The following is a 24505-nucleotide window of genomic DNA, read 5'->3' as shown; positions in this document are numbered from 1 at the left end:
CGGTCGAAGAAAACGTCGGACGCTTATCACGAGGAAGAGAAGGTCGCGGTCACGGTCGACGCGACCTTGATGAAGAAGCTCTGGCCCTTCGTCCGGCCGCACGCGCGCCTCCTCGTCGTGTCGCTCGTGCTCCTCTTCGTGCTCGCGGCGGCGCAGCTCGTTCGTCCGCTGCTCATGGGCCGGGTGGTGGCTCACGCGGGCGCCGGCGACGCAGGTTCGCTCCTCCGCGACGGCGTCCTCTTGGCGCTCTTCGTCGTCGGGGCGCAGGTGCTCTCGTTCCTTCAGACGTACGTCATGCAGGTCGCCGGCGCACGCGCCATGGCGGACCTCCGCGCCGAGGTCTTCGCGTTCTTCCAACGCCTGTCGCTCCGTTACTTCGACAAGACCCCGGTGGGCAGGCTCGTCACGCGCGCCACGTCCGACGTCGACGCCCTCGGCGAGCTCTTCGCGTCCGGAGTCCTCAACGCCATCGGAGACCTCCTCGGGCTCGTGGGCATCGTCGTCATGATGCTCTCGCTCCACGTGAAGCTCTCGCTCATCGCGTTCGCCGCGCTGCCGTTCGTGGGGTTTCTCGTCGGGTTCGTGCGAAAGAGGAGCCGAGACGCGTTCCGCGAGATCCGCACGAAGACCGCGAGGCTCAACGCGTTCTTGAACGAGCAGGTGGCCGGCATCGCCGTGGTGCAGGCCTACGCCCGCGAAGAGAAGATGCAGCGCGAGTTCGACGTCATCAACGAGTCGTACCGGGACGAGAACAAGCGCTCCATCTTCTACGAGGCCATCCTCGACGCGGCGATCGAGATGGTGAGCACCGTGTGCGTGGCGAGCGTGCTCTTCTGGGCGGGCTTCTCGAAGGTGGGCGATCCCACCATCACGTTCCCCCTCGTGGTCACCTTCACGCAGTACATCCGCCAGTTCTTCGAGCCGGTGAGCCTGCTCGCCCAGCGGTACACCATCCTCCAGAGCGCGATGAGCGGCGCCGAGCGCATCTTCGAGCTCTTCGACGAGAAGGACGTCGAGGCCGACGCGGGCCTTCGCTCGAAGCCCATCGAGCCCGCGGAGGGGGTGCCGGCGCTGGAGCTCGATCACGTCACGTTCGGCTACAAGCCGGGTGTGACGGTGCTTCATGACGTCTGCCTCTCCGTCGCCCGCGGCGAGAAGATCGCGCTCGTCGGCGCGACGGGCGCCGGAAAGTCGACCGTGGCGAGCCTCGCCTTGCGCCTCTACGACGCGACCGAGGGCGCCGTACGGGTCTTCGGAGAGGACGTGAAGGGCGCCGATCGGGTCGCGATGCGCGAGCTCTTCGCCGTGGTCCCGCAAGACGTGTTCCTGTTCGCGGGCACGGTGCTCGCGAACGTCGGCATCTCCGACGACCAACCCGACCGCGGCCGCGCCGAGGCGGCCCTCCGCAAGATCGGCGCCCTCGAGCTCTTCGAGCGCCGTGGTGGGCTCGACGCCCGCGTCGACGAACGTGGCCAGAACTTCAGCGCCGGTGAGCGACAGCTCGTGGCCTTCGCGCGCGCCCTCTACCGCGACACGCCGATCGTCGTCCTCGACGAGGCGACGGCCAGCATCGACTCGAACACCGAGAAGAAGATGCAGGCGGCCCTCGACGCCGTCATGAAGGACCGCACCGCGATCGTCATCGCGCACCGGCTCTCCACGATCCGCGCGGTCGATCGCATCGTCGTGTTCCACAAGGGCCGTATCGTCGAGGTGGGCACGCACGACGAGCTCCTCCGGAAGGGCGGCGTCTACGCGAAGCTCCACCGGCTGCAGTTCGCACGCGAGCGCGCGGCGACCGTCGGGCGCGCGTCGGAGCCTCCGCGCGCCGCTGGGTGAGCAGAAAGGCTTGTGGTTTCGATGGTTTGCAGATCGTTGCCGAGTCCGCTCGGGGCGCTCAGATGTCCGTCATGATGGTCGTCGCGACGTAGTCGAACGCGAAGATGGCGACGATGCTCGACACGACGGCCTTCGCCGTGGCCTCTCCGACCCCGCGCGCCCCGCCCGTCGCGAAGAACCCCTTGTTGCAGCAGATCGTGCTCACGACCACGCCGAACAGCATGCTCTTCACGAGGAGCATCCGGATGTCCGCGAACTGCACGAAGGTGCGGATGCGCTCGAAGAAGATCCCCGGATCGATCGACTGCCACACGACCGCGACGAGGTACGCGCCCGCCATGCCGGAGATGGCGAAGAAGAGCCCGAGCAGGGGGAGCACGAGCGTGGTCGCCACGATGCGGGGCATGACCAGGTATTGAATGGGGCTCACGCCCATGGTGGTGATGGCGTCGATCTGCTCGGTGACGCGCATGTTGCCGAGCTCGCTCGCCATCGTGCTGCCCGCGCGGGCCGTGACCACGACGGCCGCGAGGACCGGCGCGAGCTCCCTCGCGAGGGCGAGGGCCACCACGCCGCCCACCATGCCCTCGGCCGAGAACTGACGGAAGCCCACGATGACGCTGACGGTGAACGCCATCCCGGTGAAGAGGCCGACGAGCCCCGCGATGAACATGGACCCTGCGCCGATGAACTCGATCGCGCCGAGGATTTGCGTGAAACGGAACGGGCGCCGCAAGAGCCACGTGAGCGCACGAAACCCCAAGGTGGCCGTCCCGCCGATGTCGTCGAGGAAGGCGAGGGGAGGGGCCGTGACGAAATCCCAGACGCGCTCGAACCGGTTCGGACCGGCGCTCTTGCTCGGGGTCTCGTCACTCACGCCCCGACCATAGCGCAGCTCGACCGGGGAAAAAGGCCAAAGGTTTTCCCGGGGTCTCCCGTATGGTGCCCTCCATGTCGGAGGTCCTTCGGGGCGGAGGTGTGTCGGGTGTCGTCGTCGTGCTGGTCGCGGCGTTCGCGCTCGTCTTCGGCGTGTCGTCGGTCGTGCTCGCCGTCCGTGGTCGGGACCTCCGTCGCGCGAGCCTGCTCGCGGGCCTCGCCCTGTTCCTCTCGGGAGCCTCGGGCCTCGTGGGGTTCGGCGCAACGCTGGCGGGTCTCGCGCGCACCAAGGCGGTCGTCGCGGCCTCGGGCCTCTCCAAGACGGACGCGGCACGTCTCTCGCGCGGAGGTGCCGTCGAGGCTCGCGCGTCGTCGCGGCGCGGCCTCGCGTTCTCGGTCGTGCCGTTCCTCGTCGGCGCCGTCGGCGCATCGATCGCGCTCTTCTCCGCAGGAAAAGGCGGAAAACCCAGGGAGGGCAGCGCCTCGTCCGAAGGCGGGGACAGCCCTTCGCCGCACGTCGCCCCTGTCTTGGGGGGCGCGGCCGCGGCGGTCACGGGGCTCTTGGCGTCCGGTGGGCTCTCGGTCGCGGCCGTCGGGGGGGCCGACTACGAGCCGGCCATCTGGGCGCTCATGGCCCGTACCGACGCCGTGCTGAACGCCGGACCGGGCAACATCAAGGAGGCGTGCGCGGGGCTCGAGTCCGCGCTCGGGGGCGATGTGCCCGGTCGTTCGTGTGGCGCGCGCATCGACCTCGACCTCTCGGCCGTCGGGGATCTCCCGGCCGCCGCCGAAGCGTGTGTCACCGCACGAACGGCCGAGATGGCCGCGGCCGGCGGGGGCAAGCTCCGTGACGGCGCCGCGGCCTTGCGCTGCTCGGCGACGTACTCGCAGCTCACGCCCCGCGCACACGCCGACGCCGAGAAGAAGCTCGAGTGAGGGGGACGAGCGGGCTCAAGGCTCGCGGTAAAACCTCGGAACCCTTCGGGAAATCGACGTGAGAACCTCCCACGGGATCGTCCCCTGGTGCGCGGCCACCTCGTCGGCCCCGATGGCGTCGCGGCCGAGCGGTCCCTCTTGGGCGCCGAACACGACCACCTCGTCGCGAGGCTGGGCCCCGGGGATGTCGGTCACGTCGATCATGGTCATGTCCATGGAGACGGCGCCGACGATCGGGGCCCGTTTGCCGCGGACCAGCACGTGCCCCACGTTGGTGAGCCTTCGCGAGAGGCCGTCGGCGTACCCCATCGGGATCGTGGCGATGCGGGACGCGCGCGCCGTTCGGAAGAGCGCGCCGTAGCCCACGGGTTTTCCCGGCGCGAGCTCACGGATCGACACGACCTCGGTGCGCACGCGAATCACGGGGCGGAGCTCGTTCGAGAGCGGCGCGCCTTCGCCCTCGGCGCGGGGCGACACTCCGAAGATGGCGATCCCGGGCCGCACGGCGTCGAGGCTCGACTCGCCGCGGAGGAGCGCCGCGCTGTTCGCGGCGTGACGAACCTCGGGACGGACGCCGAGCTTGGCGAGGTGGGCCGAGGCCTCGTCGAAGATGCGGAGCTGCTCGTCGGTCTCTTCGGTGGTGCGGGCGTCGGCGCACGCGAGGTGGGTCATGAGCCCGGCGACGCGCACCTCCGGGTAGTCGAGCAGGGTCTCCGCGAGGAGGGGCAGCTCCTCCGGGAAGATGCCCAAGCGGGCCATCCCCGTGTCGATCTTGACGTGGACCGGGGTGGGAGACGTGGCGCCACGTGCTCGTGCCGCGCGCGCGAAGGCCTCGATTTGCCCGAGATCGTGGACGACCGGCACGAGCCCTCGCGCGAGGACCTCGTCGTGGGCGGTCCCGTAGTGACCGCTCATCACCAAGATGGGCGCCGTGATGCCCGCGTCCCGGAGCTCAAGCGCCTCTTCGAAGAGGGCAACGCAGAAGCCGTCCGCTCCGGCGCGCTCCAAGGTCCGCGCCACCGCGGGCGCGCCGTGACCGTAGGCGTCGGCCTTGAGGACGGGCCACACCTTCGCGTTCTTGGCGGCGCGGCGAACGACGCGGAGGTTGTGCCGGAGCGCATCGAGGAACACCTCCGCGCGCGTGGGGCGGACGGCGTCGGCGGGGGCGGCGCGGCGAGGCCGGAGGACGCGGGGCTCGCTCGGGCGGTCTTGGGGAGCGCGGTGGTCGGACACGTTGGACGCCATGGACATGGTGCGGAATCCTCGTCGGCTTGGAAGGTCGGGCTCGAGAGCACGAACGCCGCGTGCGGAGCGGACGATTCCGACATTCGCACGATGGCCGAGAAGGCTCGAAATTTACTGGCGAAACGTGTCCTACATCGGCACCTGGAAAACGCAAGGGGCGAGGCCCTCGACGCCCCTTCGTGGGCGTGGCGGAGCGCCGCCGGGGAGGCGAAGGCCCTTTACGAGGCATGGCACACGCTCCTACGTTTCGCGCATGACGACGCGCCTCCCGATCGCCGGACGTGACACCTCGAAGGCCGTAGATCCCAGCCTCGACCTCGAGGCCGAGATCGCGCGCTTGAAGCGCGAGCGGAACGCCGTCGTGCTCGCCCACTACTACCAAGACTCGGACATCCAAGACGTGGCCGACTTCCTCGGCGACTCGCTCCAGCTCGCGCAGGCCGCCTCGAAGACCCAGGCCGACGTCATCTGCTTCGCGGGTGTGCACTTCATGGCCGAGACCGCGAAGATCCTGAACCCCGAAAAGATCGTCGTCCTCCCGGATCTCGAGGCCGGCTGCTCGCTCGCCGAGGGCTGCCCCGCCGACAAGTTCGCCGCGTGGAAGGCGAGCCACCCCGGCGCGCTCGCGGTGAGCTACATCAACTGCTCGGCCGAGGTGAAGGCCCTCTCGGACTACATCGTCACCTCCTCGAACGCCGAGAAGATCGTGCGGAGCCTCCCCGCCGACGCGACCGTCCTCTTCGGACCCGACCGGAACCTCGGCGCGTGGCTCAACGGCCGCGTGGGCCGCGAGATGAAGCTCTGGCAGGGTAGCTGTATCGTGCACGAGACGTTCAGCGAGCGGAAGCTCCTCGGCCTCAAGGAGCGCCACCCGGGGGCCCTCGTGCTGGCGCACCCCGAGTGCGAGGACGCGGTCCTCCGGCACGCCGACTACATCGGCTCGACCACGGGCATCCTCAACTTCGCGAAGACGGCGCCCGCCAAGGAGATCATCGTCGCGACCGAGCCGGGCATCCTCCACCAGATGGAGAAGGCCTGCCCCGACAAGACGTTCATCCCCGCGCCCCCCGAGGCGAGCTGCGCGTGCAACGAGTGCCCGCACATGAAGAAAAATACCCTCGAGAAGGTCTACCTCGCGCTCCGCGACCTCGAGCCGCGCCTCGAGATGCGCCAAGACCTCCTCGAGAAGGCCCGCCTCCCGATCGACCGCATGCTCGCCCTCAGCTGACGCTGCCCGGGCCGAAGCCTACGGCGCGGGCTTCCGCGCGAGCAGGCGCTCCGAGATGGCGTCGCCGAGAGAGCCTCGCATGAGCTTCTCCACGAGCTCGGCGAAGCTCGCCTCGGCCTCTGCGGAGGGGAAGAGGAAGCCGATGCCCATCCCCGCCGGCTTGTCGTCCGTAGCCTCTTCGGGTGAGACGACCCACCGGACGACGCCCGCGAGCCGGATGCTCCCGTCGCCGAGCTCGGGGGAAGGCACCGGGATCCCGAGCTCGAACACGAACTCGGTCCCGACGGCGAGCGGCCGATCGGTGCGGATGAACGTGCCTCCGCGCGAGATGTTCTTCGTGTAGTCCGCGAAGAACGAGTTCAGCCGTTTGTAGTCGACGCGAAGCGCGATGGGGCCGCGTTCGGCAATCCGCCTATCGTCGCCCGCCTCGTCGGCACTGGGGGCGTCGCCGTTGGGAGGGGAGGGCTCCATCGCGACCTCCGAGCATACCTCGGGATCGCCCCCGGTCGGCAGATCCGAAAGGGCCGCGGCGTGGAAAGTTGGGTAGCATCTCGGCATGACGCCAGGTTTCTTGAGAGGTCTCGCGGAGCGTGTGAGTGAGGTCCCGAGCCGCGCTTCGCTCGTCGCCAAGATGGCCCTCGAGACCGGCCTCGTGTGGAATCTGTCGAACCTAGGGCTGCTCGAGGGGGCCCGCGCCCTCTCGGGAGCCGCGCAAAACCCGGCGCTCATCTACCGGGTGCACGGCAAGAACTTCCCCGACAAGCTCGCCGTCGTGCAGCGCGACGTGGCCTGGTCGTTCCGCGAGCTCGACGAGCGCATCGATCGTGTCGCGAACGGCCTCCGTCGACGAGGCCTCCGTCGCGGAGAGAGCGTCCTCGTCGCGCTCCGAAACCGCCCCGAGATGATCCTCGTGTCGATGGCGTGCGCGCGTATGGGCGCGTCGGCCGTCGCCGTGTCGTGGCGGTCGCGGCCGGACGAGCTCTCGTACCTCGTGAGCCACTCCGGCGCGAAGGCCATCGTCACCGAGTCCGACCTCGTCCCCGTGGTCGAAGAGGCCAAGCGGTCGTTCGCGGATCCTCGCGTCGCGGAGCGCGTCTTCGCGACGGGCGCGAGGGCCTCGGGGGCCGCGCCGTTCGACGATCTCTACGGCCCATCGACGCGCTACGTGGCCGAGTCGGGGGCCGACGACGACGCGGCGGTCGTCGTGTACACATCGGGGACCACGGGCAAGCCGAAGGGCGCCGTCCGCAAATTCCCGAAGGACACGCTGCCCGCGGCCGTTCGCTTCCTCCTCGAGACGCCGCTTCGGTTCGACGACGTGCACCTCGTGTCGTGCCCGATGTACCACTCGACGGCGTTCGCGTTCATGACCTTCTCCCATATCGTCGGGGCGACGGCCGTGATCCTCGACGAGTGGAAGCCGGAGACCTTCCTCGCGGCCGTCGAGCGGCACGGCGGAACGACCACGGCGGTCGTGCCCACCATGCTCCATCGCATCCTCGCGCTCCCGGAGCGCGTGCGGCGCGGCTACGACACACGCTCGCTCCGGGCCGTGTTCTCGGGAGGGGCACCGCTCTCGGGGGCCCTCGCGAACGACTTCATGGATGCGTACGGCGACGTGCTCTTCAACTTCTACGGCGCCACCGAGACCGGCCTCGTCACGTTCGCGAAGCCTCGGGATCTCCGCGAGGCGCCGGGCACCATCGGCCCCGCGCTCCCCGGGTGCGACGTGCGCCTCCTCGACGACGCGGGCCGCGACGTCGACAAGGGGGCCGTGGGAGAGCTCTTCGTCAAGAACGACCTCCTCGTCTCCGGCTACCACAAGGACGCGGAAGCTACCGAAAAGAGTAAACATTCCGGATACTTCTCGGTGGGCGATCTGGCCCGTCGCGATCCTTCGGGGCGCTATTTCATCGAAGGCCGCAAGCGCGACATGGTCATCTCGGGTGGCGTGAACGTGTACCCCGTCGAGATCGAAGGCGTGCTCGAAGGTCACCCCGAGGTGGCCGAGGCCGCCGTGGTCGGAGTGCCCGACGCGGAGTGGGGAGAGCGTGTTCGCGCCTTCGTCGTCCGGAACGAGGGAGCGTCGCTCGACGAGCCCACGCTGAAGTCTTGGCTCAAGACGAAGCTCGCCGGTCCGAAGCTCCCGCGCGAGATCGTCTTCCTCGACGCCCTCCCGCGGAACCCGACCGGCAAAGTGGTGAAGGGCGAGCTCCTCCTCTACACGCCGTCGTGACGCGAGGCTCGAGGCCCACGGCCCCGAGCCTCGATCGACGCGCGGTGCGCCCTTCAGCCGAGCACGTGGACTCGGATCGAGTTCGTGCTCCCGGAGACGCCGATCGGCGCCCCGAACACGATGACCACCCGCTCCCCCGGCGACGCGAGGCCCGACGCGAGCAGATCGCCCGTGCACCAGTCGACGAGCTTGTCCGTGTCGTGGAGCGGCGGGGCCTTGCGCGGGATGACGCCCCAGAAGAGCGCCATGCGGCGGCGCGTGCGCTCGTTCGGCGAGAACGCCACGATGGGGACGTTGGGCCGCGCGAGGCTCACGTTGAGCGCCGACGAGCCGGTCTCCGTGAAGGCGACGAGGAAGCTCGCGCCGATCTCCTTCGCCGTGTTGACGGCGCCGCGCGCGACCGCCTCGGGCACGCTCGTGGCGCGTGAGGTGTAGGGCAAATACTCGAAGAACGGCGACGACTCGGCCTCGGTCGCGAGGCGGCTCATCATGGCCGCGGCGAGCGTCGGGTGATCGCCCGTCGCGGTCTCTCCCGAGAGCATGATCGCGTCGGTCCCGGCGAAGACCGCGTTGGCCACGTCGCTCGCCTCGGCGCGCGTCGGGCGCGTCGCCTTGGTCATCGACTGGAGCATCTCGGTCGCTACGATGACCGGCTTTCGCACGCGCCGCGCCACCATCAGGATCTGGCGCTGGATGACCGGGACGCGCTCCGGTGGGAACTCGACGCCGAGGTCGCCGCGCGCGACCATCACGCCGTCCGACGCGGCGATGACGCTCTCGAGGTTCTCGACGGCGTCGGGCGTCTCGATCTTGGCGATGATGGGCGTGGGCTTGTTGTACGCGGCGCAGATCTCGCGAACGAGCTTGAGATCGTCGGCCCGTCGCACGAACGAGAGGGCGACGTAGTCGACGTTGTTCGAAAGGCCGAAGTCGAGGTCTTCCTTGTCTTTCTCGGTCAGGGCCGAGAGCCGCATCGTCTTGCTCGGCAGGTGCACGCCGATGTGGTTGCGCATGCCGCCGCCCTGCTCGACGAGCACGCGCACCTTCTCGCCCTCGATCGCGCGCACGTGCAGCACGATCCTCCCGTCGTCGAAGAGGATCTTGTCGTTCACGCGGACGTCGGCCGCGAGGCCCTCGTAGTTGATCGGGATGACCCGCTCGTCGGCCGAGTAGTCCCCCTCGACGAGCGTGGCATCGGCCCCCGTCGGCAGCGAGAACGACGACGCGAGCTTTCCCGTGCGGATCTTCGGGCCGCAGAGATCCTGGAGCGCGGCGACGGCTTTTCGCTCGAGCTCCGCGGCCTCGCGCAGCCTCTCGAGCCGCGCCTTGTGCTCCTCGTGCGTTCCGTGAGAAAAGTTGAACCGCGCCACGTCCATGCCGGACTTGATGAGCGATCGCAGTCCGTCGACCGTGTCGCAGGCGGGGCCCAAGGTGCAGAGAAGCTTCGCGCGTCGGATGACCATGGGCGAACAATGACACCTCTGGTCGGCGTGACGGATCGTTTTTTTCGATTCGTGCTATGAACGCACCGTGTCAACACGGCGCGACGCGAAGGGCGACTTGTGGTTGGGTGGCGTTCGTCTCGCAGACGTTGCCCGTTCGTCACGTCACGCGACACCCACGTACGTCTACGACCTCGACGCGATGGACGACGAGGCGCGGCGCCTGTCGGCCGCGTTCGACGGTCACCCGAGCCTCGTCTGTTATGCGGTGAAAGCGAACAGCGCGGCTCCGATCGTGAGGAGCTTCGCGCGGCTCGGGCTCGGCGCCGACGTCGTGAGCGGCGGCGAGGTGCTCTTCGCCGTGGGCGCGGGCATCTCCCCGGACGCGATCGTCATGAGCGGCGTCGCCAAGTCCGACGAGGAGCTCGACATCGCGCTCTCCCAGGGAAAAAACGGCATCTTGGCCGTGCAGGTCGAGAGCGCCGAAGAGGTGTCGCGGGTCGAGGCGCGCGCGCGCGCGGCCGGGCGTGTGGCGCGTGTTTCCTTGCGCATCAACCCCGGCCTCGACCCGAGCGAGATCGACACCCACGCCAACATCGCCACCGGGCACGACGAGGCAAAGTTCGGCGTCCCTCTTCCGCGCGTCCCCGACGCCCTCGCCCGCATCGCCGAGAGCCCGCACCTCGCGCTCACGGGGCTCACGTGCCACGTCGGCTCGCAGTTCACGACGATCGACGCCTACGACGGCGGCGCGAAGGTGCTCTTCGACCTCACGCGCGCGACCCTCGCACGTGGCGTGGCCCTCGAGTACGTCGACACGGGCGGCGGCTTCGGGATCGACTACGGCAAGGGGTGCCCGCTCACGCCCGCCGATTTCGTTCGGCACGTTCGTAAGTTGTCGAAAGAATACGGTATTTCTGGTCTCCGGCACCTCGTCGAGCCGGGGCGCTCGCTCGTCGGCGCGCATGGGGTCTTGCTCGCGCGGGTTCTCCAACACAAGTCCGACCGCCCCGCCGGCGAGACGGGGCCCGAGAGGCGCTGGCTCATGATCGACGCGGGCATGAACGACCTCATGCGCCCGGCGCTCTACCAATCGAACCATCGGGTCGTCCCGCTCGAGGTGCCTTCCGAGGTCGAGTCACTCCCCGTTCGTGTGGTCGGGCCCGTGTGCGAGAGCTCGGACGACTTCGGCGTGCACGACCTTCCGCGCGGCCTCGAGGGGTACGTCGCGCTGCTCGACGCGGGGGCGTACGGGTTCAGCATGGCGAGCCGCTACAACGGTCGCGCGCTTCCTGCCGAGGTGTTCGTGCGAGCCTCGGGCATCGTCGCCGAGTCGCTCCGGGCGAACGTCGCTGCGTGGGCCGAAGAGCGTCTCTCCGTGCACGAGCGCGGCTGACGGCGCGTCATTTCGGGAGCGCCGGCGGCGGCGAGATGAGCCTGAGGTCGAGCCCGCCCGGGTACGCGTAGCTCGTGTAGCCCCCGTAGCCGAGCACCTGCACGCCCACCGGTTTGTCGGCAGCGAGCGTGTGCGAGCCGCCCTTGCCGGGGCCGAGCGCGACGCGGAAGGTGCCGAGCCCCGCCGCGATCGGTTCGAAGGGCGCCGAGACCGGGACACCGTCGAGCACGGGCCGCGCGTCCTCGGGACCGACGACGACCGCGTAGCTCGTGTCGTAGTCGTCGGGTGCCAAGAAGAGGTACGTGCGCCGAAACTGCTCGATCGCAGCGAACGACGTCTGCGACGGATCACCGCGGGGATCCTCGTCGGTCGGATCGTACATCGTCGCGCCGACGAGGAAGCTCGAGACACCGATCTCGGCCGTCGCCTCGACGACGAAGTCCTCCGAGACGAGCCCGGAGCACTCGGCAACCTCTCCCGCGCCGAGCGTATCGGGGCACCCCGCGGGCTTCTTCGGCGCGTACACGAGGCGCGTGCCGTCGCGGTTTCCGTAGAGGCGGACCACATGGAGCCCTCTCCCTCCCTTGGGGCGCGAAGGTGTCGTCACGACGTAGCGTCGCCCGAGGGCCTCGGCAGGGAGCACCGTCTCTTCGACGTGGTCGCACGCTGCCTGGTCCTTGGGGACGTTCACGCAAGGAATTCCCGTGATGACCTCGACCGGGTGCGAGGACGCGACGAGCGAGCCCGAGAGATCGTAGCGCTCGCCTTTCGGGGTCACGAGCTCGGCGACGTCGCCCTTTTTAAGGCGGAACGTGACGGTCTCGCCCGGCCCCTTCGCCGGAGTGTCGGCCCCGGCGAGCACGTGCGCCTTGCCGGCGAGGTGAACCGTCACGTCGGTGTCGTCGAAGGCCGCGGTCACGCTGAGCGTGGCGCCCATGATGTGCGGGTCCGGGAGCGGAGCGCCGGTGCTCCAGCCCGGCATGCCGGTGACGCGGTAGCTCGTGGTCCAGGCCGTCGTCGGCAAGAGGAGCGAGGCGTCGTTCGAGCGGCTGAAGCACGAGAGGCGGTTCGGGCACGACGCCCAGCTCTTGCCGGGGGGGCCGCCCTGGCCTCGGTACTCGAGCGCGTTGAACTGGTAGACCACGACGGGCACGCTCGACACGAGGTGGAAGGCGCCCTTCCGCGCCACGACCGACGCCGTCATGGCGACCGCGCTCCCGAACGCGTCCGCGTCGGGTCCCTTGAGCGCAGGCACCCACGGCAAGTAGATCTTGCGAAGCTCCCCCGGCGCGAGGACGGCGAGCACGTTGGTCGCGGAGGGCCCCTCGACGCGCACTTCGGCCGCCGTCTTCCCGATGTTCGAGACGACCACGGCGTAGTCGAAGACCGACCAGACGTTGTTGGCCGTGACCGTCGGGTAGTAGTCGCACCCGACGTACGACCGCGTGAGCGTGGCCTCTTCGCACGTCTCGGGATCCCGGCCGAGGCTCGCGTCGGGGGGCGCGCCGGCCTCGTCGAACGCGAGCGTCGGGCTCGCGCCCTCGACCGCAGCGTCGTCCTCCACGACGACACGTGCCCTCGATCCGCACGCGGCGATCACGGGGAGGAGCACGAGGGGCAGCACGACGGCGAGTCGGGGCGTACGTACGGTCATACGCTCGCCTTCTGCGAGGTGCGTGCCATCGCACACGGTAGGTGCCACACCCCCTTGCGGTACCCGCGGAGGGGGTGATCTGGATCCCGTCGGCTTCGGTGCGTCTGGATCCGCCGTGGCAGCCCGCGGCATGATCGAAACGGTCACCCTGCGACGAGGATCAGCTCTCGCGTTTGCGTGGAGGTGGCGTGGCCGCACGGGGCGGCGGGGTCACGCGTGCGAGGTCGCTGCGCGACGATCGCGTGACCTGCGACTTGGGCGCGACGGGAGGGGGAGGCACGGTTCGCGCGCGGACCACGGCCCCTTCGGACACGATCTCGACGCCGACCGTTCGGCAACGGCGCGCGAGCCGGTCCGTGTCCACGCCCGGCTGCACGAGGAGCCCACCTTGGGGCGACGGATCGACGAAGAGCTCCTGCGTGGACTTGGAGCCACGAAGGAGCTCGCGGATGTTGGCGTCCTCGACCCACAAAAAGCCGCTCGCCGCCGAGAACGTGCCGCGCCCGAGCACGACGCTCGCCTGCTCGAGGGTGCGCGAGAGGGACTCGGGGAGCGGAGCCACGGCCTCGATTCGCTGGCGGAGCACGTCGGCCTCGAAGCCCGCCGAGAGGGCCCTCGCGAGGGTCTGAGGGGCCACGAGGAGGTCGAGCTCCGCGCCGATACGCCCCACCTCGACGAACGCAGCGATCCCGAGCACGGCGGCGACCTTGGCGCTCGGCCCGACCCGCAGCACGTGTGTGTCGAGGAACTTCGATTTCTCTTCGTCCTGGGGCGCGTCGCGTCGCGACACGATCGCGCGACCCCGGGGCGTGAGGCGCAGCGACACATGGTCGTCGTCGTCGCCGAGGTCGACGATCCCCAACGCCGGGAGGCTCTCTTTGAGGATCCGCGCCGCCACGTCGGCGGGCGCGGGGGCCTCGACGCCGACGCGGTCGGCCCACCGCCGAAAGAGCCGCGTGAGGCCTGGAATGCGATGATCGGAGCCGACGAACCCGACGAGCGCGCTCACCGGGAGCCAGTCCTCACCGAGCTCGCGGAGGGCCTCGAGCACGAGCTCGCGCACGACACCCACGGGGCTCCCGTCGCGGGCGTCGAGGCCGATGCGCAGCACCTCGGACTCGGGGCGGGCCTCGTCCCACGCGCCGCCGCGCAGCCACGTCTCGAAGAGCGCCCTCGAGAGATCGCTCATGGTGTGGGAGCCCGGAGGCCCCGAGTGGCTGAGCGCGCCCGCGTCCCAAAGGCCAATCGCGCGGGAGAGCGCGACGAGCATCGCGACGTGCGACGCGTCCCGTCCGAAGCGCGTGGAGAGCTTCTGGACGAGCGACTTGGGCGTGCCGATCGTCGGGCGCACCTCGGTCCCCGGCTCGCGTGCGGCGAGGGCGAGCCCCATGGCGAGGGGGCCCGGGTCCTGCGTGAATCGAGCGCGCCTCGGCGCGTGATCGCCATCGACGACGAAGCTCTTCACGTCGCGTCGACGTTTCTCACGCTCTTCGTGCGACGCGGCCCCTACGATGCGCGCGACCTCGGTCGGTACGACGTGCCGGTTCGGGTGGATCGGGATGAGGAATCCGCGGCGCTCGAGGGAGAACCCGACGCCTCGGCGCGTTTGGGTGGGGCCCTGCGCCGTACGCAGGCGGAGCGGCTCCCGCTCGAGCTCCAAGAGCTCGTCGGTCTCGACCTCGCCACCCTCGGCGACCACGCCCTCGAGGACCCGTCGTTCGGTCGGGGCGAGCTTGTCGATCTCCTCGGCCAGGCGCGCATCGGCTCCGAGCACCTCCCACGCGGCCTCGAGCGAGAGCGCGATCGGCGGCGTCGCGGGGCGCCCGAGGTAGTGTGCGGCGATCGTGCTCGCGCTCTCGAACGGGGCCTGGGCGAGGAGCGCGCGCAGACCTCGAGGGTCCTCGCCCTCCCACGACCGAATCTGCACGAGGTACGCGATCGGCAAGATGAGCTCGATCGCGCCGCGTTTTCCACGAGCGAACACGATGCCTCGTGCCGAGAGGGGCTCGAGCGAGCCGGGCACGGCCGTCACCCCGAGCACGCCGTTGGCTTCCGCGACGCGGTGGAGAAGCTCGACGCTCGGCGCAGGGAGCCGGCTCGGATCGCGGAGGTCCGGCAACTGGACGAGCGCACGCGCCACCTGCGCGGGCACGTCGAGGCGCTTCGCGGGATCGATGCGGATCCCGAGGCGCGCGATGAGCGCATCGAGCTCGGCCTTGGGCAGCGCGCCGAGGACGTCGGTCAGGCGGAGCGGGGAGGCGTTCTTCGGGTGCACAGACAGAAAAGCCTAGCCTCAGTCCACGGAAACCCCACGGAAAATCGCGACCTACGGGGGATCGGGGCCCGATTCTCGTTCGGGTACCCGTGAAAGTCCGGTAGCCTCGCGCCGTGCCGTCCGCACCCCGGTCGAAGCCATCGGCGAAGGGACAGTCCGCCCGCCACGAGGCCCCCTCGAAGAGCGCCGTGCGCCTCGTGTGGCCGTCGCGTGACCGCGCGCCCCTCGCGGCTCCGACAGGGGAGCTTCGGGTGGTCGAGGCCTGCGACGCGCCACGGGCGCGCCTCGTTCGTGGCGACGCGCTCGACCTCGTGGCCGCGCTGCGGCGAGAGGGGACCGCCGGGAAGGTCGACCTCGTGTACATCGATCCGCCGTTTTTCTCCGACGCCGACTACGTGCACGAGGCGCGGCTGGACGGACGCGCCGACGGGCGGATCTCGAGAACCCACGCCTACGGCGACCGCTGGGCTCGAAAAGAGGGCGGCCTCGAGAGCTACCTCGACATGCTCGCGCCGCGGCTCGAGGCCCTGGCTTCGGTGCTCGCGCCTCGGGGCACGCTGTGGGTCCACCTCGATTGGCGCGCGGCGTACCTCGTCCGCGTCCTCCTCGACGAGATCTTCGGCAAGGACGGCTTTCTCAACGAGATCGTGTGGCGGCGGGCTCCGAACCTCGGTCGCCAAGCCGCGAGCGGTCAGTTCGGCCGAACCTTGGACACCTTGGTGGTCTATGGCGGCAAAGGTGCGACACTTACCCCTCCGACGCGGCCCGAGCTCGTCCCCCGTAGCGCCGTCCGAATCGACGACGAGGGCCGCCCCTTCACGACGGCGCCTCGGGGCGACTACACCGACGCCTCCGTGGAGCGCCTCGCGGCCGAAGGGCGAATCTTGCGCACGGCGACCGGCAAGGTCTACGTGAAGTACTTCCTCACGCCCGGGCCCGACGGCGAGCACTACCGCGAACGTCGGGTCGACGCCCTCTGGACGGACGTGCCTCCCTTGCGGCACGCCTCGCCCTCCGAGCGCACCGGCTACCCGACGCAAAAGCCGCTCGCGCTGCTCGACCGCGTGGTGCGCGCCGGCTCCCCCGAGGGAGGGCTCGTCGTCGACGCGTTCTCCGGGAGCGGGACCACCGCGGAAGCCGCCGTGCGCGCGGGGCGTCGCGCCGTGGTGTCCGACCCGAGCCCCGTGGCGATCGCCACTGCGTGGGCCCGCCTCGCGCGCGCGGGCATCACGACGGAGCTGTCCGAAGCGACGGGCTCTCCGGAGGTCCCGAGTCTCTCCGTGGAGGCCTCGGCCGAGCGGCGCGGGGCCTCCGTCGTGGTGACGCTCGACTCGCCAACCGATCCGCTCTCCTGGGCCATCGACGCCACGGGCGACGCGGGGGGAGCCTTCCGAGCGTCGTGGTCGAGCGTGAGATCTCTCGGCAAGCGCCCCGAGAAGGTCGCGCGGACGGCCACGCTCGACGGCGCGCCGAAGAGGCTCGTCGTGCGTGTCTACGCGGACGACGGCGCCGTCGGCCAATGCGAGGTCCTCTGCCCATGATTCTCCGAGATCCCGTGCACGGCCTCGTGGCCTTCGAGTCGGACGAGGAGCGCATCGTCGAGCGGCTCATGGATACGGCCGAGGTCCAGCGTCTGCGACGTATTCGGCAGCTCGGCGTCGCCTCGATGGCGTTCCCCGGGGGCGAGCACACGCGCTTCGCCCACGCCGTCGGTACCGCGTTCGTGATGAAGCAGCTGCTCGCGCGCCTCCGCCACATCCACGAAGAGCTCCCGTACTGGCAGCGCATCACGAGTGATCTCGGGCGCGACGCGCTGGCGGCGGCGATGCTCCACGACCTCGGGCACGGCCCGCTCTCGCACCTCTTCGAGGACGCGATCCCGGGTACGGCGCACCACGAAGAGTGGACCGAGCGCATCCTGCTCTCTCCGGACACCGACGTGCACAAGGTCCTCTCCGCGGAGGACGCGGGGATGCCCGCGCGTGTGGCTGCGCTCGTGCGTGGCGAACATCCACTCCCGTACCTCGCGAAGGCCGTGAGCGGCACGCTCGACGTCGACCGCTGCGACTACCTCCTCCGCGACGCGCACTCCACCGGGGTTCGCTACGGCATCTACGATCTCGACTGGCTCTTCCGGAGCCTCCGCTTCGCGATCGAACGCGACGAGAACGGCAACGTCGCCCAGGGGGCACCGCGGCTCGCGATCGACGGCGCGAAAGGTCTCCCCGCGATCGAGGCCTTCATCCTCGCGCGGCTCTTCATGTTCCAGCAGGTCTACCTGCACAAGGCCACACGCGCGGCCGAGTGGATGATCCGCACCATCCTCGCGCGCGCGAGCGGCCTCATCGCCGACGGCGCGCGGCTCGAGGGATCTCCTCGCGCGGTCGTGCTCTCGGCCAACGGTGCACCCCCCGAGCTCGGCGACTATCTCGCGCTCGACGACACCGTGCTGTGGGTCGCCCTCGCTTCGTGGGAGAAGGCGAACGACGCGCCCCTCGCCGAGCTTTGCCGTCGTGTCCGCACGCGCAAGCTGCACAAGACGATCGAGCTCTTCGGGGAGCAGGCCCTGCCCGGTGCGCGTGAGGACGCGCTCGAGGTCGCGCGTGAGGTCGCGGTGCGGCACGGCTTGGACCCGCACGCGTTCGTCGGGCTCGACGTGGCCGAGGTCACCCCGTTCGGGGCCGACGCCGACCCGCTCACCGTGGTGTTCGCGAAGGGGCCGCCCCGCCCGCTCTCGGAGGTGTCGTTTCTGCTCGGCCGCCTCGCCGGCCAGGTGCTCTCGCGCGTGCGTCTCGTCCTCGCTCCGGAGCTTCGGGACGACGTGGTCGCGGCATTGGGGTTGTCATGAAAGCTCCTACCGTGGGGCTCTCCGCGGGGCTCGTGGCGCTCGCTGCGCTCGTGCCCGTCGATGCGTGGGGGGCCGGCGACACGACCTACGGCCGCGTAGAGGGCGCGCTCGAGCTCGCTCCGGGCCTCGGGGCGACGCTCGCGTCGTACGGCGCCCGACCGACCCTCGAGCTGCGTGGCCGGTACTTGTCGATGGCCGGCGTGTTCGTCACGTACGAAGAAGGCTTCGGGACGCGTGTCGATCCACGACGTCTCTTGGCGACGGGCATCGAGGTTCGCCCGCTATTTTTCGCGCGCTGGCTCAAGGACAAAGAGGTGGGGAGCGCGTTCGTGGATCTCGCGATCGACTCGTTCGCGCTCGAGCTCGGCGCCTTCTTCGCCCAACCTCCCGGGCGCGGGCTCGGCGAGCGCATGGGGCTCCAGGCGAGCCTCGGCATCGAGCTGCCTCTCTTCGGGAAGGCCGAGGGGCTCTTCTTGACCGCGCACGGGGGCGGGCGCTTCTCCGACAGGCTCGCCGCCGAGGATCCGTCGACGCGCGCCGAGCGCGCTGCCTTCGTGACGTTCGGCCTTGCCTGGCACGAGACGATCGAGGTGGGGCTCACCCCATGAACGCGGCTCTCGAGGCGGTCGAGCGCGCCCTCGCGCACCTCGAACCGTCTCGTCTCGTCCGCCGGGCGATGGTGAGCCTCCCGTTCGCGGGCCCCTTCGCATTGGTCGCGTTCGGGAAGGCCGCCGCGGCCATGACCGAGGGCGTGCTCGCGTCGCGCCCCGACGCGCTTGCTCGAGGGCTCGTCGTGATCCCCGAGGGCTCGCTCGCGCCGCACCGGCACCGCGCCGTGACGGTCGTCGAGGCGCCTCATCCGTTGCCCGACGCGCGCAGCGTGCGTGCGGCGCATCGCGCGGCGAATATCATGGCGTCGAGGTTGCCCGTGCTCGCGCTCGTATCGGGTGGGGCATCGTCGCTCGTGGCCTGGCCCGTCGAAGGCCTCACGCTCGCGCAGAAGCGAGCCATCGTCGCCGACCTTCTCGCGAGCGGCGCCCCCATCCAGGACGTGAACCTCGTGCGGAGGCACCTCTCGCGGGTGAAGGGGGGTGGGCTGCTCCGGTTCGCGGGGTCACGCCCCGTGTGCTCGCTGATCGTGTCCGACGTCGTCTCCGGGCGCCCCGAGGACATCGGTTCGGGCCCGACGGTCCCGTCGACCGGGGGCCTCCGCGAGGCGCGCGCCGTGGCTCGGCGCTGGCTCGGCGATCGCGCAGAGCGCCTCCCTCTCCATGCGTGTTCAAGACGCACCGCGGGCGCTTCGTTCGTCGAGTTGGCCTCGCCGGAGCGCCTCGCGCGTCGTGTCACGGTGGAGCTGAGATCGCATGGGCTCGCGGCTTCCGTCGGGCGCCTCGGGGCGTCGGCTCTGGAGGTGGTCGTGCGGGAGCTCCTCGCAGAGTCACGCCGTCTTGCGCCGCGTTCGGCCAGGGTCTTCGCCGTCGAGACGACGCTCGCCGTCCCGAAGGTGAGGGCCGGACGCGGCGGGAGGGCCTCCCACCTCGCGCTCCGGCTCGCGGGAGAGCTCCCTCCCGCGGTGAGCGCGCTCGTCGTCGCGACCGACGGGGTCGACGGCCGAAGTGGGCACGCCGGTGGTCTCGTCGATCGCGACACGTTCCGTGGCCGCAGCGGAGAGCTCGAGGCCGCGCTCCGCACGTTCGATAGCGGCGCGCTCCTGCGAGAACGCGGCGCTCACGTCGAGCTCCCGCGCGGTCACAACCTCACGGATCTCGTCGTCCTGTCCCGGGCGTGAGACCGCCCTCGGGGCTCGTTCCGAGGGCCCTCGTGAGGGCGTCGAGGCGCGACACGAGAGCTCGGAGGTCTCCGCGGAGAGCCCGGGCCTCGTCCTCGTCGCGAGCGTCCTTGCCCGGTTCCTCGAGCGCGCGCGCCGACAGCGCCGGACCGACCGTCATGAGGAGCGACGCGATGGCCTTTCCGCCGGTCGTCCTCGCGAAGATGTCGGAGTACCCGACCGAGAGGCTCGTCGACACGAACACGAGCGCGTCGGAGAGCCGTCTCACCTTCGGGTTCTTGCCGCGCTCGGCGAGGTAGAACGCGAGGGTCGCGGCGGCGACCGTCGAGGCGAGCGTTCCCATCGGGTCGGCGGACGCGGCCGCGCGGAGGGCCGACGAGGGCGACGAGCGCGAGGTAGGCGGTGGGCCCGAGCCCCGGACGAGCTCCGCGAGAATCCGCGCGACGAGGGGGGAAGGACGATCCGGTGGGTGCATGATAACTCCGTAAAATCATACGGTTAGAGTGCGTATGGCGAGTGGGGGGCTCGCCGCGGTTCACGCCGCGCGCTTCGGCGACGGCTCGGGCGCGACGGCGGCAGGGCCGTCCTTGGGTGCCGCGTCCTCGTCGACCTCGGCCAAGGTCTCGCCGAGCAGCGCGCGCGCCTTCGACTCGAGCGCCTTCGTGTCGACGTCGGCGAACCCGAGCAGCTCCTTCATGAGCGGGTAGGCCGCGCCGGCGTCGAGCAGCGTGCGGACGACGGGAGACATCGCGCCCATGGGCCCCATCCCTTGGCTCGCCCCTCCGCCGGTGGTGTGCAGCACCTTGATCTCCTTGATGGAGTGCGCGGGCGCAATGAGCTCTCGGGCCACCTCGGGGAGGGTGTCGATCGCGTGCTTGGCGACGTCCTGGAGGACGAGCTTCATGCTGCGGACGTTCTCGGCCTCGACCATCTTGCGCCGGGCGGTCGCCTCGGCCTCGCCCTTGGTCGCGATGGCGTTCGCCAAGAGGCTCATGGCCTCCGACTCCTTCTCCGCGGTGACCACGCGGGACTCGGCCTCCGTCCTGGCGCGTGAGGCCGCGGCCTCGGCTTGGATCTTCGCCATGCGCGCCTCGGCCTCGCTCTCCGCGAGGCGCACCGCGGCCTCGGCCTGAGCCGCGATGACCGCGACCTCTCGCTCGCGCTCGGCCTTGGCGACCACCTCGACCGTCGTGATCTCTTGGCGAGCCTTCTCTTCCTCGGCGAGCGCGAGCGCGCGGGAGGCTGCCGCGCGGGCCTGCTCCTCTTGGCTCTTCGTCACCGCGATGACCTTCTCGATGCCCGCGACCTCCATGGCCTGCTCCTTCTGGACGAGCGCCGCACCCACGGCCCGCTCCTTGTCGATGGCGGCCGCTTCGATGACCTTCTGACGATCGATCTCCGCCGTCTCGAGGGCCTTGCGCTTCTCGATCTCGGCCGCCTCGATCTCCCGCTGCTTCTTCACCTCGGCGAACATCTGGGCCTTCTCCGCGGCGATGAGGGCCTCGCGCTCGGCGCGCTGTTTCTCGGCCATCGCGATGGCGATCGCCTGCTCTTGTTGGATGCGCGCGGTCTCGACGGCGCGCTGCTTCTCGTACGCCGCGAGCTCGGAGGCCTGCTGCTGCACGAACACCGCCTTCTGCATCTCGGCCTGCTGGGCCGCGGCGTACTCCTCGACGCGCCGGGCTTGGTCGGCCTCGGCCTGCTTCTGCGCTTGTTCGAGCTCGAGCTGACGCATCCGTGCGGTCACGTTCTGCGCGTGGATCTGGTTCTCCTTCTCGCGCTGGATCTGGTTCGTCTTCTCGCGGTTCGTCTGCACGCTCTCGGTGATCGCGCGGAGGCCCTCGGCGTCGAACACGTCGTCGTCGTCGAGATCACGCACCTGCACCATCGAGAGCGACGTGATCGACACGTTCTCCAAGGTGAGCCCGTTCTTCTTCAGCTCTTCGGCGAGCGCCGCCTGGATGTGCTCGGCAAACTCCTTCCGTTTGCCGTGGAGCGACATGAACGTCTGGTTCGCGGCCACGCTCCGGAGCGCGTCGGTCAGCTTGCCCTCGATGAGCTCACCGATCGCGTGCTCGTCGAGGTTTCGCTCCCCGAAAGAGCGCGCCGCGGCGAGCACGTCCTCGGCCATCGGCTCGACCTTGATGTAGAGCTCCGTGGTCACGTTCGCCTTGATCTTGTCGGCCGTGACGAGCGCGTTCTTGCCGCTGCGCTCGACGGACAGCTTCACGCTCCGGAGCGAGACGCGCAGGAGCTGGTGCAGGATCGGGTAGACGAGGATGCCCCCTCCGATGACGACCTTGTTTCCTCCCGACCCCGTGCGGACGAGCGCCTCGTCCGCGCCGCAGCGCCGGTAGAAGCGCGAGAGCACGAGGGTCGTAGCGACGAGGACGAAGACGCCCGCGAAGACGCTCCCTCCGATGACGATGAGGTTCTCGATCGACGGCATGTGACATATCTCCTTGATGACGTTACGAAAAATGGTGCCCTGAGCCTCGCGTTCGAGCGAACGGGGCAGGGGAACGGGCGTGAGGACGCGCGCGCGTCGCAGGGCTACGGGAGCGCGCTCGGGTCGTCGTCGAGCGGCGTGACCAGGGGCCGCTGCGTGCCTTGCGCGAGCCCCACCACGACGACCTTCTCGCCCTCCCGGGCGATCCGCGAGCCCTCGTCGAGCGCGCACACGAGGCGGACGTCGTGACCGTTCTTCTCGCGGAAGCGAACCTCGCCGAAGTCGGCCGTGACGGTCGTCGAGATGACCGTGCCGACGTGGCCGACGAGCTCGTCCCGTGAGCTCGCGAGGGTCGCGTCCGCCGCGAGCACGGGCCCCACGAAGCGCGCGAGCAGCGCGACGACGACGAAGGCCGCCAGGAGCGCCACCGGCACCGAGACCAAAAGCGAGCGCAACGGGAGCGCCCCCTCGTGCAGGTACCGCGTATTGACCGCGACGCCCGTCACTCCGAACACGATCGCGAACGACTGCCAGAGCAGCGACGTCGGGAGCCTCCCGAAGCCGAATGCCCCGAGCACCTGCGAGGCCGTGCCCCGAGCTCCGTCGTCGTCCGCGTCGTCCGCGTCGTCCGTGTCGTCTCCATCGCCGTCGCCGTCGCCGTCCCCATCGGCGTCGCCGTCGTGCCCCTCTGCTTCGTCACCCGCGTGGTCTCCGGCGAGGAGCGAGAGCGCGCCACTCCACGAGAGCACGGCGAACACGAGCGCGATGCCGAACGCGATGCCGAAGGGCGCGTTCCCCCACGCGGACAAAAATGCCCCGAGAGTCATCTCTTTCTCCACGGCGCGCACGCTGGCTCGCTTCGCGCCCCACGTGGGGTCGCGGTGACATCGCGGCTCGCTCGTGCCCCCAACGGTGCGAACGAACGTGCGCATGACAAGATCGTCGCGGCCGATTTCACCTCCGATTTTCCGAGGCGACACATGGCGCTTCAAGCGCCACAAGCGCAACGTCCCCACAAAAAACCGAAGCGCCCGGCCTCGACGAGAGGGGGCGCTTCGGGGGAGGGAGGAGCCGAGGGCTACTTCTTCGGGGACTGCATGACCATCAGGTGGAACTTGGCGAACTCGCTCTGCCCGAGGGTGAAGAGCACCTCGACGAGCAAGCGGTACGGGGTGTCCTTGTCGACGATCAGGATCGCCTCGCTCGCGTTCGCGTCCTTGCCGGTCGCGAGGCGAATTTGGCGGTCGCGCTCGCGCCATTGCTGGAGCTGCGCGGCGAGAGGCTGGATGAAGAGATCGTTCGGTCCCGACCGCTTGTACTTCGCCTCGACGCCGTGGGTCGCGTCGGCGGGCACCTTGCAGACCTCGGTGTCGTCCACCACGATGCTCGACTTCGACACGAGCACCGCGAGGCCCTCTTGCGAGGCCTCCGTCGTGAGCAAGCTGTTCGGCATCGTGAGGTCTTGCGACTTCGGGAGCGACGCCGACTGAGCGCTCATGCTCTTCAACAAGAACACGAGGATGATGGTCATCATGTCCAGCATCGCCGTGATGTTGAGGAAGTTTATCTCCGGCTCGACCGCGCGGCGTTTGATCTCCTTGCGGAGCTCACGCTTGTACGTGGCCATGCTGGCGGGCTTGGCGGGCTTCTTCGGCGGTGCGCCGGTGGGGGGAGCTTGATTCGTCATCGTGGGCTCTCCTCAGCGCGCCAGACCGAAGTTGACCTCGGGGAAGAGGCGCCTCGGCTTTTGAGGGTCGTTCGGGTTCGGCACCTCGCGGAGGTGGTCGATGGCACCGATGACGAGCTGGTAGGGGATGTTCGGGTTCGCGCTGACCGTGACCTGCTCTTCGTTCTCGAAGTCGGGCGAGGCGGACTTCAGCTTGGCCGCGCAGTCGCGGAGGCCTTCGAAGTCGTAGTCGTTGCCCTTCTTCGGGATGGCGATGCCTGGGCCCGTGTCGGCGCACCCGGGCGCGACGTTTCCGCCGCTCGCCTTGATGCTAAAGCCCTCGTTGACGATGATGACCGTGAGGCTCAAGGTCTTCGTCGTGGGGGCCCGCGCGCCGGCACCCCCCGCGCGGGGCGGGTAGGTGTCGATCGTCGCGGTGAACGTCACGCTCACCGTCGCGAGCACGAACATGAGGACGTTCGTGACGATGTCGAGGAACGGGACGATGTTGAGCTCGCCGCCCTCTTCGTCCGGGGCGAGCTCTTTCGGCTGAGACAAGCGGCGAATCTTCGCGCGCTGGCTCGCCGATAGCTTTTCGGTCTCCTCCGCCATGATGAGGCTTTCGT

Annotated in this window: 20 protein-coding genes; 9 read left to right on the top strand and 11 right to left on the bottom strand. The window is 69.8% G+C overall.

The features are described from left to right. Positions 1–69: 69 nt before the first annotated feature. Positions 70–1839, top strand: coding sequence for an ABC transporter ATP-binding protein (locus tag IPK71_24935; protein ID MBK8216984.1), 1770 nt, complete (start codon positions 70–72; stop codon positions 1837–1839). Between the two features lie 58 nt (positions 1840–1897). On the opposite strand, the gene IPK71_24930 is transcribed toward IPK71_24935, so the two are convergent. Further along, complete coding sequence (locus tag IPK71_24930) at positions 1898–2716, bottom strand: ABC transporter permease (GenBank protein MBK8216983.1); 819 nt, start codon at positions 2714–2716, stop codon at positions 1898–1900. Between the two features lie 74 nt (positions 2717–2790). On the opposite strand from IPK71_24930, the gene IPK71_24925 reads away from it, so the two are divergent. Then, the gene (locus tag IPK71_24925) at positions 2791–3651 is read left to right on the top strand and encodes a hypothetical protein (protein ID MBK8216982.1); all 861 of its coding nucleotides are present in this window, start codon (positions 2791–2793) and stop codon (positions 3649–3651) included. 15 nt (positions 3652–3666) lie between these two features. Here the strand turns inward: IPK71_24925 and alr are convergent, their stop codons facing one another. Next, complete coding sequence (gene alr, locus IPK71_24920; protein ID MBK8216981.1) at positions 3667–4896, bottom strand: alanine racemase; 1230 nt, start codon at positions 4894–4896, stop codon at positions 3667–3669. Positions 4897–5149: 253 nt separating this feature from the next. Between alr and nadA the strand changes: the two genes are divergently transcribed. Continuing rightward, positions 5150–6124, top strand: coding sequence for a quinolinate synthase NadA (nadA, locus tag IPK71_24915; protein ID MBK8216980.1), 975 nt, complete (start codon positions 5150–5152; stop codon positions 6122–6124). A gap of 18 nt (positions 6125–6142) precedes the next feature. Here the strand turns inward: nadA and IPK71_24910 are convergent, their stop codons facing one another. Beyond that, positions 6143–6595 (bottom strand): TIGR02266 family protein, encoded by a 453-nt coding sequence (locus IPK71_24910; protein ID MBK8216979.1) that lies wholly within the window; start codon positions 6593–6595, stop codon positions 6143–6145. An 85-nt stretch (positions 6596–6680) separates the two neighbouring features. Between IPK71_24910 and IPK71_24905 the strand changes: the two genes are divergently transcribed. Beyond that, positions 6681–8360, top strand: a complete 1680-nt coding sequence (locus IPK71_24905; GenBank protein MBK8216978.1) for an AMP-binding protein — start codon at positions 6681–6683, stop codon at positions 8358–8360. 53 nt (positions 8361–8413) lie between these two features. Here the strand turns inward: IPK71_24905 and pyk are convergent, their stop codons facing one another. Next, the gene (gene pyk / locus IPK71_24900; GenBank protein MBK8216977.1) at positions 8414–9823 is read right to left on the bottom strand and encodes a pyruvate kinase; all 1410 of its coding nucleotides are present in this window, start codon (positions 9821–9823) and stop codon (positions 8414–8416) included. A 67-nt stretch (positions 9824–9890) separates the two neighbouring features. Between pyk and lysA the strand changes: the two genes are divergently transcribed. Next, on the top strand, positions 9891–11198 hold the full coding sequence (gene lysA, locus IPK71_24895) for a diaminopimelate decarboxylase (GenBank protein MBK8216976.1): 1308 nt from the start codon (positions 9891–9893) through the stop codon (positions 11196–11198). Positions 11199–11205: 7 nt separating this feature from the next. Here lysA and IPK71_24890 read toward each other — a convergent pair whose 3' ends face one another. Together IPK71_24890 and IPK71_24885 are read right to left on the bottom strand one after the other, a co-directional pair. Beyond that, a complete protein-coding gene (locus IPK71_24890; GenBank protein ID MBK8216975.1) occupies positions 11206–12852 on the bottom strand; it encodes an IgGFc-binding protein in 1647 nt (548 codons plus the stop codon). A gap of 160 nt (positions 12853–13012) precedes the next feature. Further along, the gene (locus IPK71_24885) at positions 13013–15127 is read right to left on the bottom strand and encodes a hypothetical protein (protein ID MBK8216974.1); all 2115 of its coding nucleotides are present in this window, start codon (positions 15125–15127) and stop codon (positions 13013–13015) included. 113 nt (positions 15128–15240) lie between these two features. Here IPK71_24885 and IPK71_24880 point away from each other — a divergent pair, with 113 nt between their 5' ends. Genes IPK71_24880 through IPK71_24865 form a run of 4 tightly spaced genes read left to right on the top strand, consistent with a single transcriptional unit; the run spans position 15241 to position 19764 of the window. Next, positions 15241–16668, top strand: a complete 1428-nt coding sequence (locus tag IPK71_24880) for a site-specific DNA-methyltransferase (GenBank protein ID MBK8216973.1) — start codon at positions 15241–15243, stop codon at positions 16666–16668. Further along, on the top strand, positions 16665–17975 hold the full coding sequence (locus tag IPK71_24875) for an HD domain-containing protein (GenBank protein ID MBK8216972.1): 1311 nt from the start codon (positions 16665–16667) through the stop codon (positions 17973–17975). Before IPK71_24880 ends, IPK71_24875 begins: the two co-directional genes overlap by 4 nt. After that, positions 17972–18583, top strand: a complete 612-nt coding sequence (locus tag IPK71_24870) for a hypothetical protein (protein MBK8216971.1) — start codon at positions 17972–17974, stop codon at positions 18581–18583. Before IPK71_24875 ends, IPK71_24870 begins: the two co-directional genes overlap by 4 nt. Further along, complete coding sequence (locus tag IPK71_24865) at positions 18580–19764, top strand: glycerate kinase (GenBank protein MBK8216970.1); 1185 nt, start codon at positions 18580–18582, stop codon at positions 19762–19764. Before IPK71_24870 ends, IPK71_24865 begins: the two co-directional genes overlap by 4 nt. On the opposite strand, the gene IPK71_24860 is transcribed toward IPK71_24865, so the two are convergent. The 5 genes from IPK71_24860 to IPK71_24840 form a co-directional block, all read right to left on the bottom strand. Next, positions 19733–20239 carry a two pore domain potassium channel family protein gene (locus IPK71_24860; protein ID MBK8216969.1) on the bottom strand — a complete coding sequence of 169 codons (507 nt, stop codon included), beginning with the start codon at positions 20237–20239 and terminating at the stop codon, positions 19733–19735. The two genes, IPK71_24865 and IPK71_24860, sit on opposite strands and share 32 nt — an antisense overlap. 60 nt (positions 20240–20299) lie before the next feature. Beyond that, a complete protein-coding gene (locus IPK71_24855; protein ID MBK8216968.1) occupies positions 20300–22213 on the bottom strand; it encodes a hypothetical protein in 1914 nt (637 codons plus the stop codon). Between the two features lie 104 nt (positions 22214–22317). After that, positions 22318–23040, bottom strand: a complete 723-nt coding sequence (locus tag IPK71_24850; protein MBK8216967.1) for a DUF1449 family protein — start codon at positions 23038–23040, stop codon at positions 22318–22320. Positions 23041–23291: 251 nt separating this feature from the next. After that, on the bottom strand, positions 23292–23900 hold the full coding sequence (locus IPK71_24845) for a biopolymer transporter ExbD (GenBank protein ID MBK8216966.1): 609 nt from the start codon (positions 23898–23900) through the stop codon (positions 23292–23294). 12 nt (positions 23901–23912) lie between these two features. After that, positions 23913–24491 (bottom strand): biopolymer transporter ExbD, encoded by a 579-nt coding sequence (locus tag IPK71_24840; GenBank protein MBK8216965.1) that lies wholly within the window; start codon positions 24489–24491, stop codon positions 23913–23915. Positions 24492–24505 lie beyond the last annotated feature (14 nt).

The sequence above is a fragment of the Myxococcales bacterium genome (assembly GCA_016712525.1).
In the GTDB taxonomy this organism is placed as follows: Bacteria; Myxococcota_A; Polyangia; order Polyangiales; family Polyangiaceae; genus JAAFHV01.
Note: the sequence above shows the minus strand (reverse complement) of the source record. Positions and strands in the feature narration are given on the sequence as shown.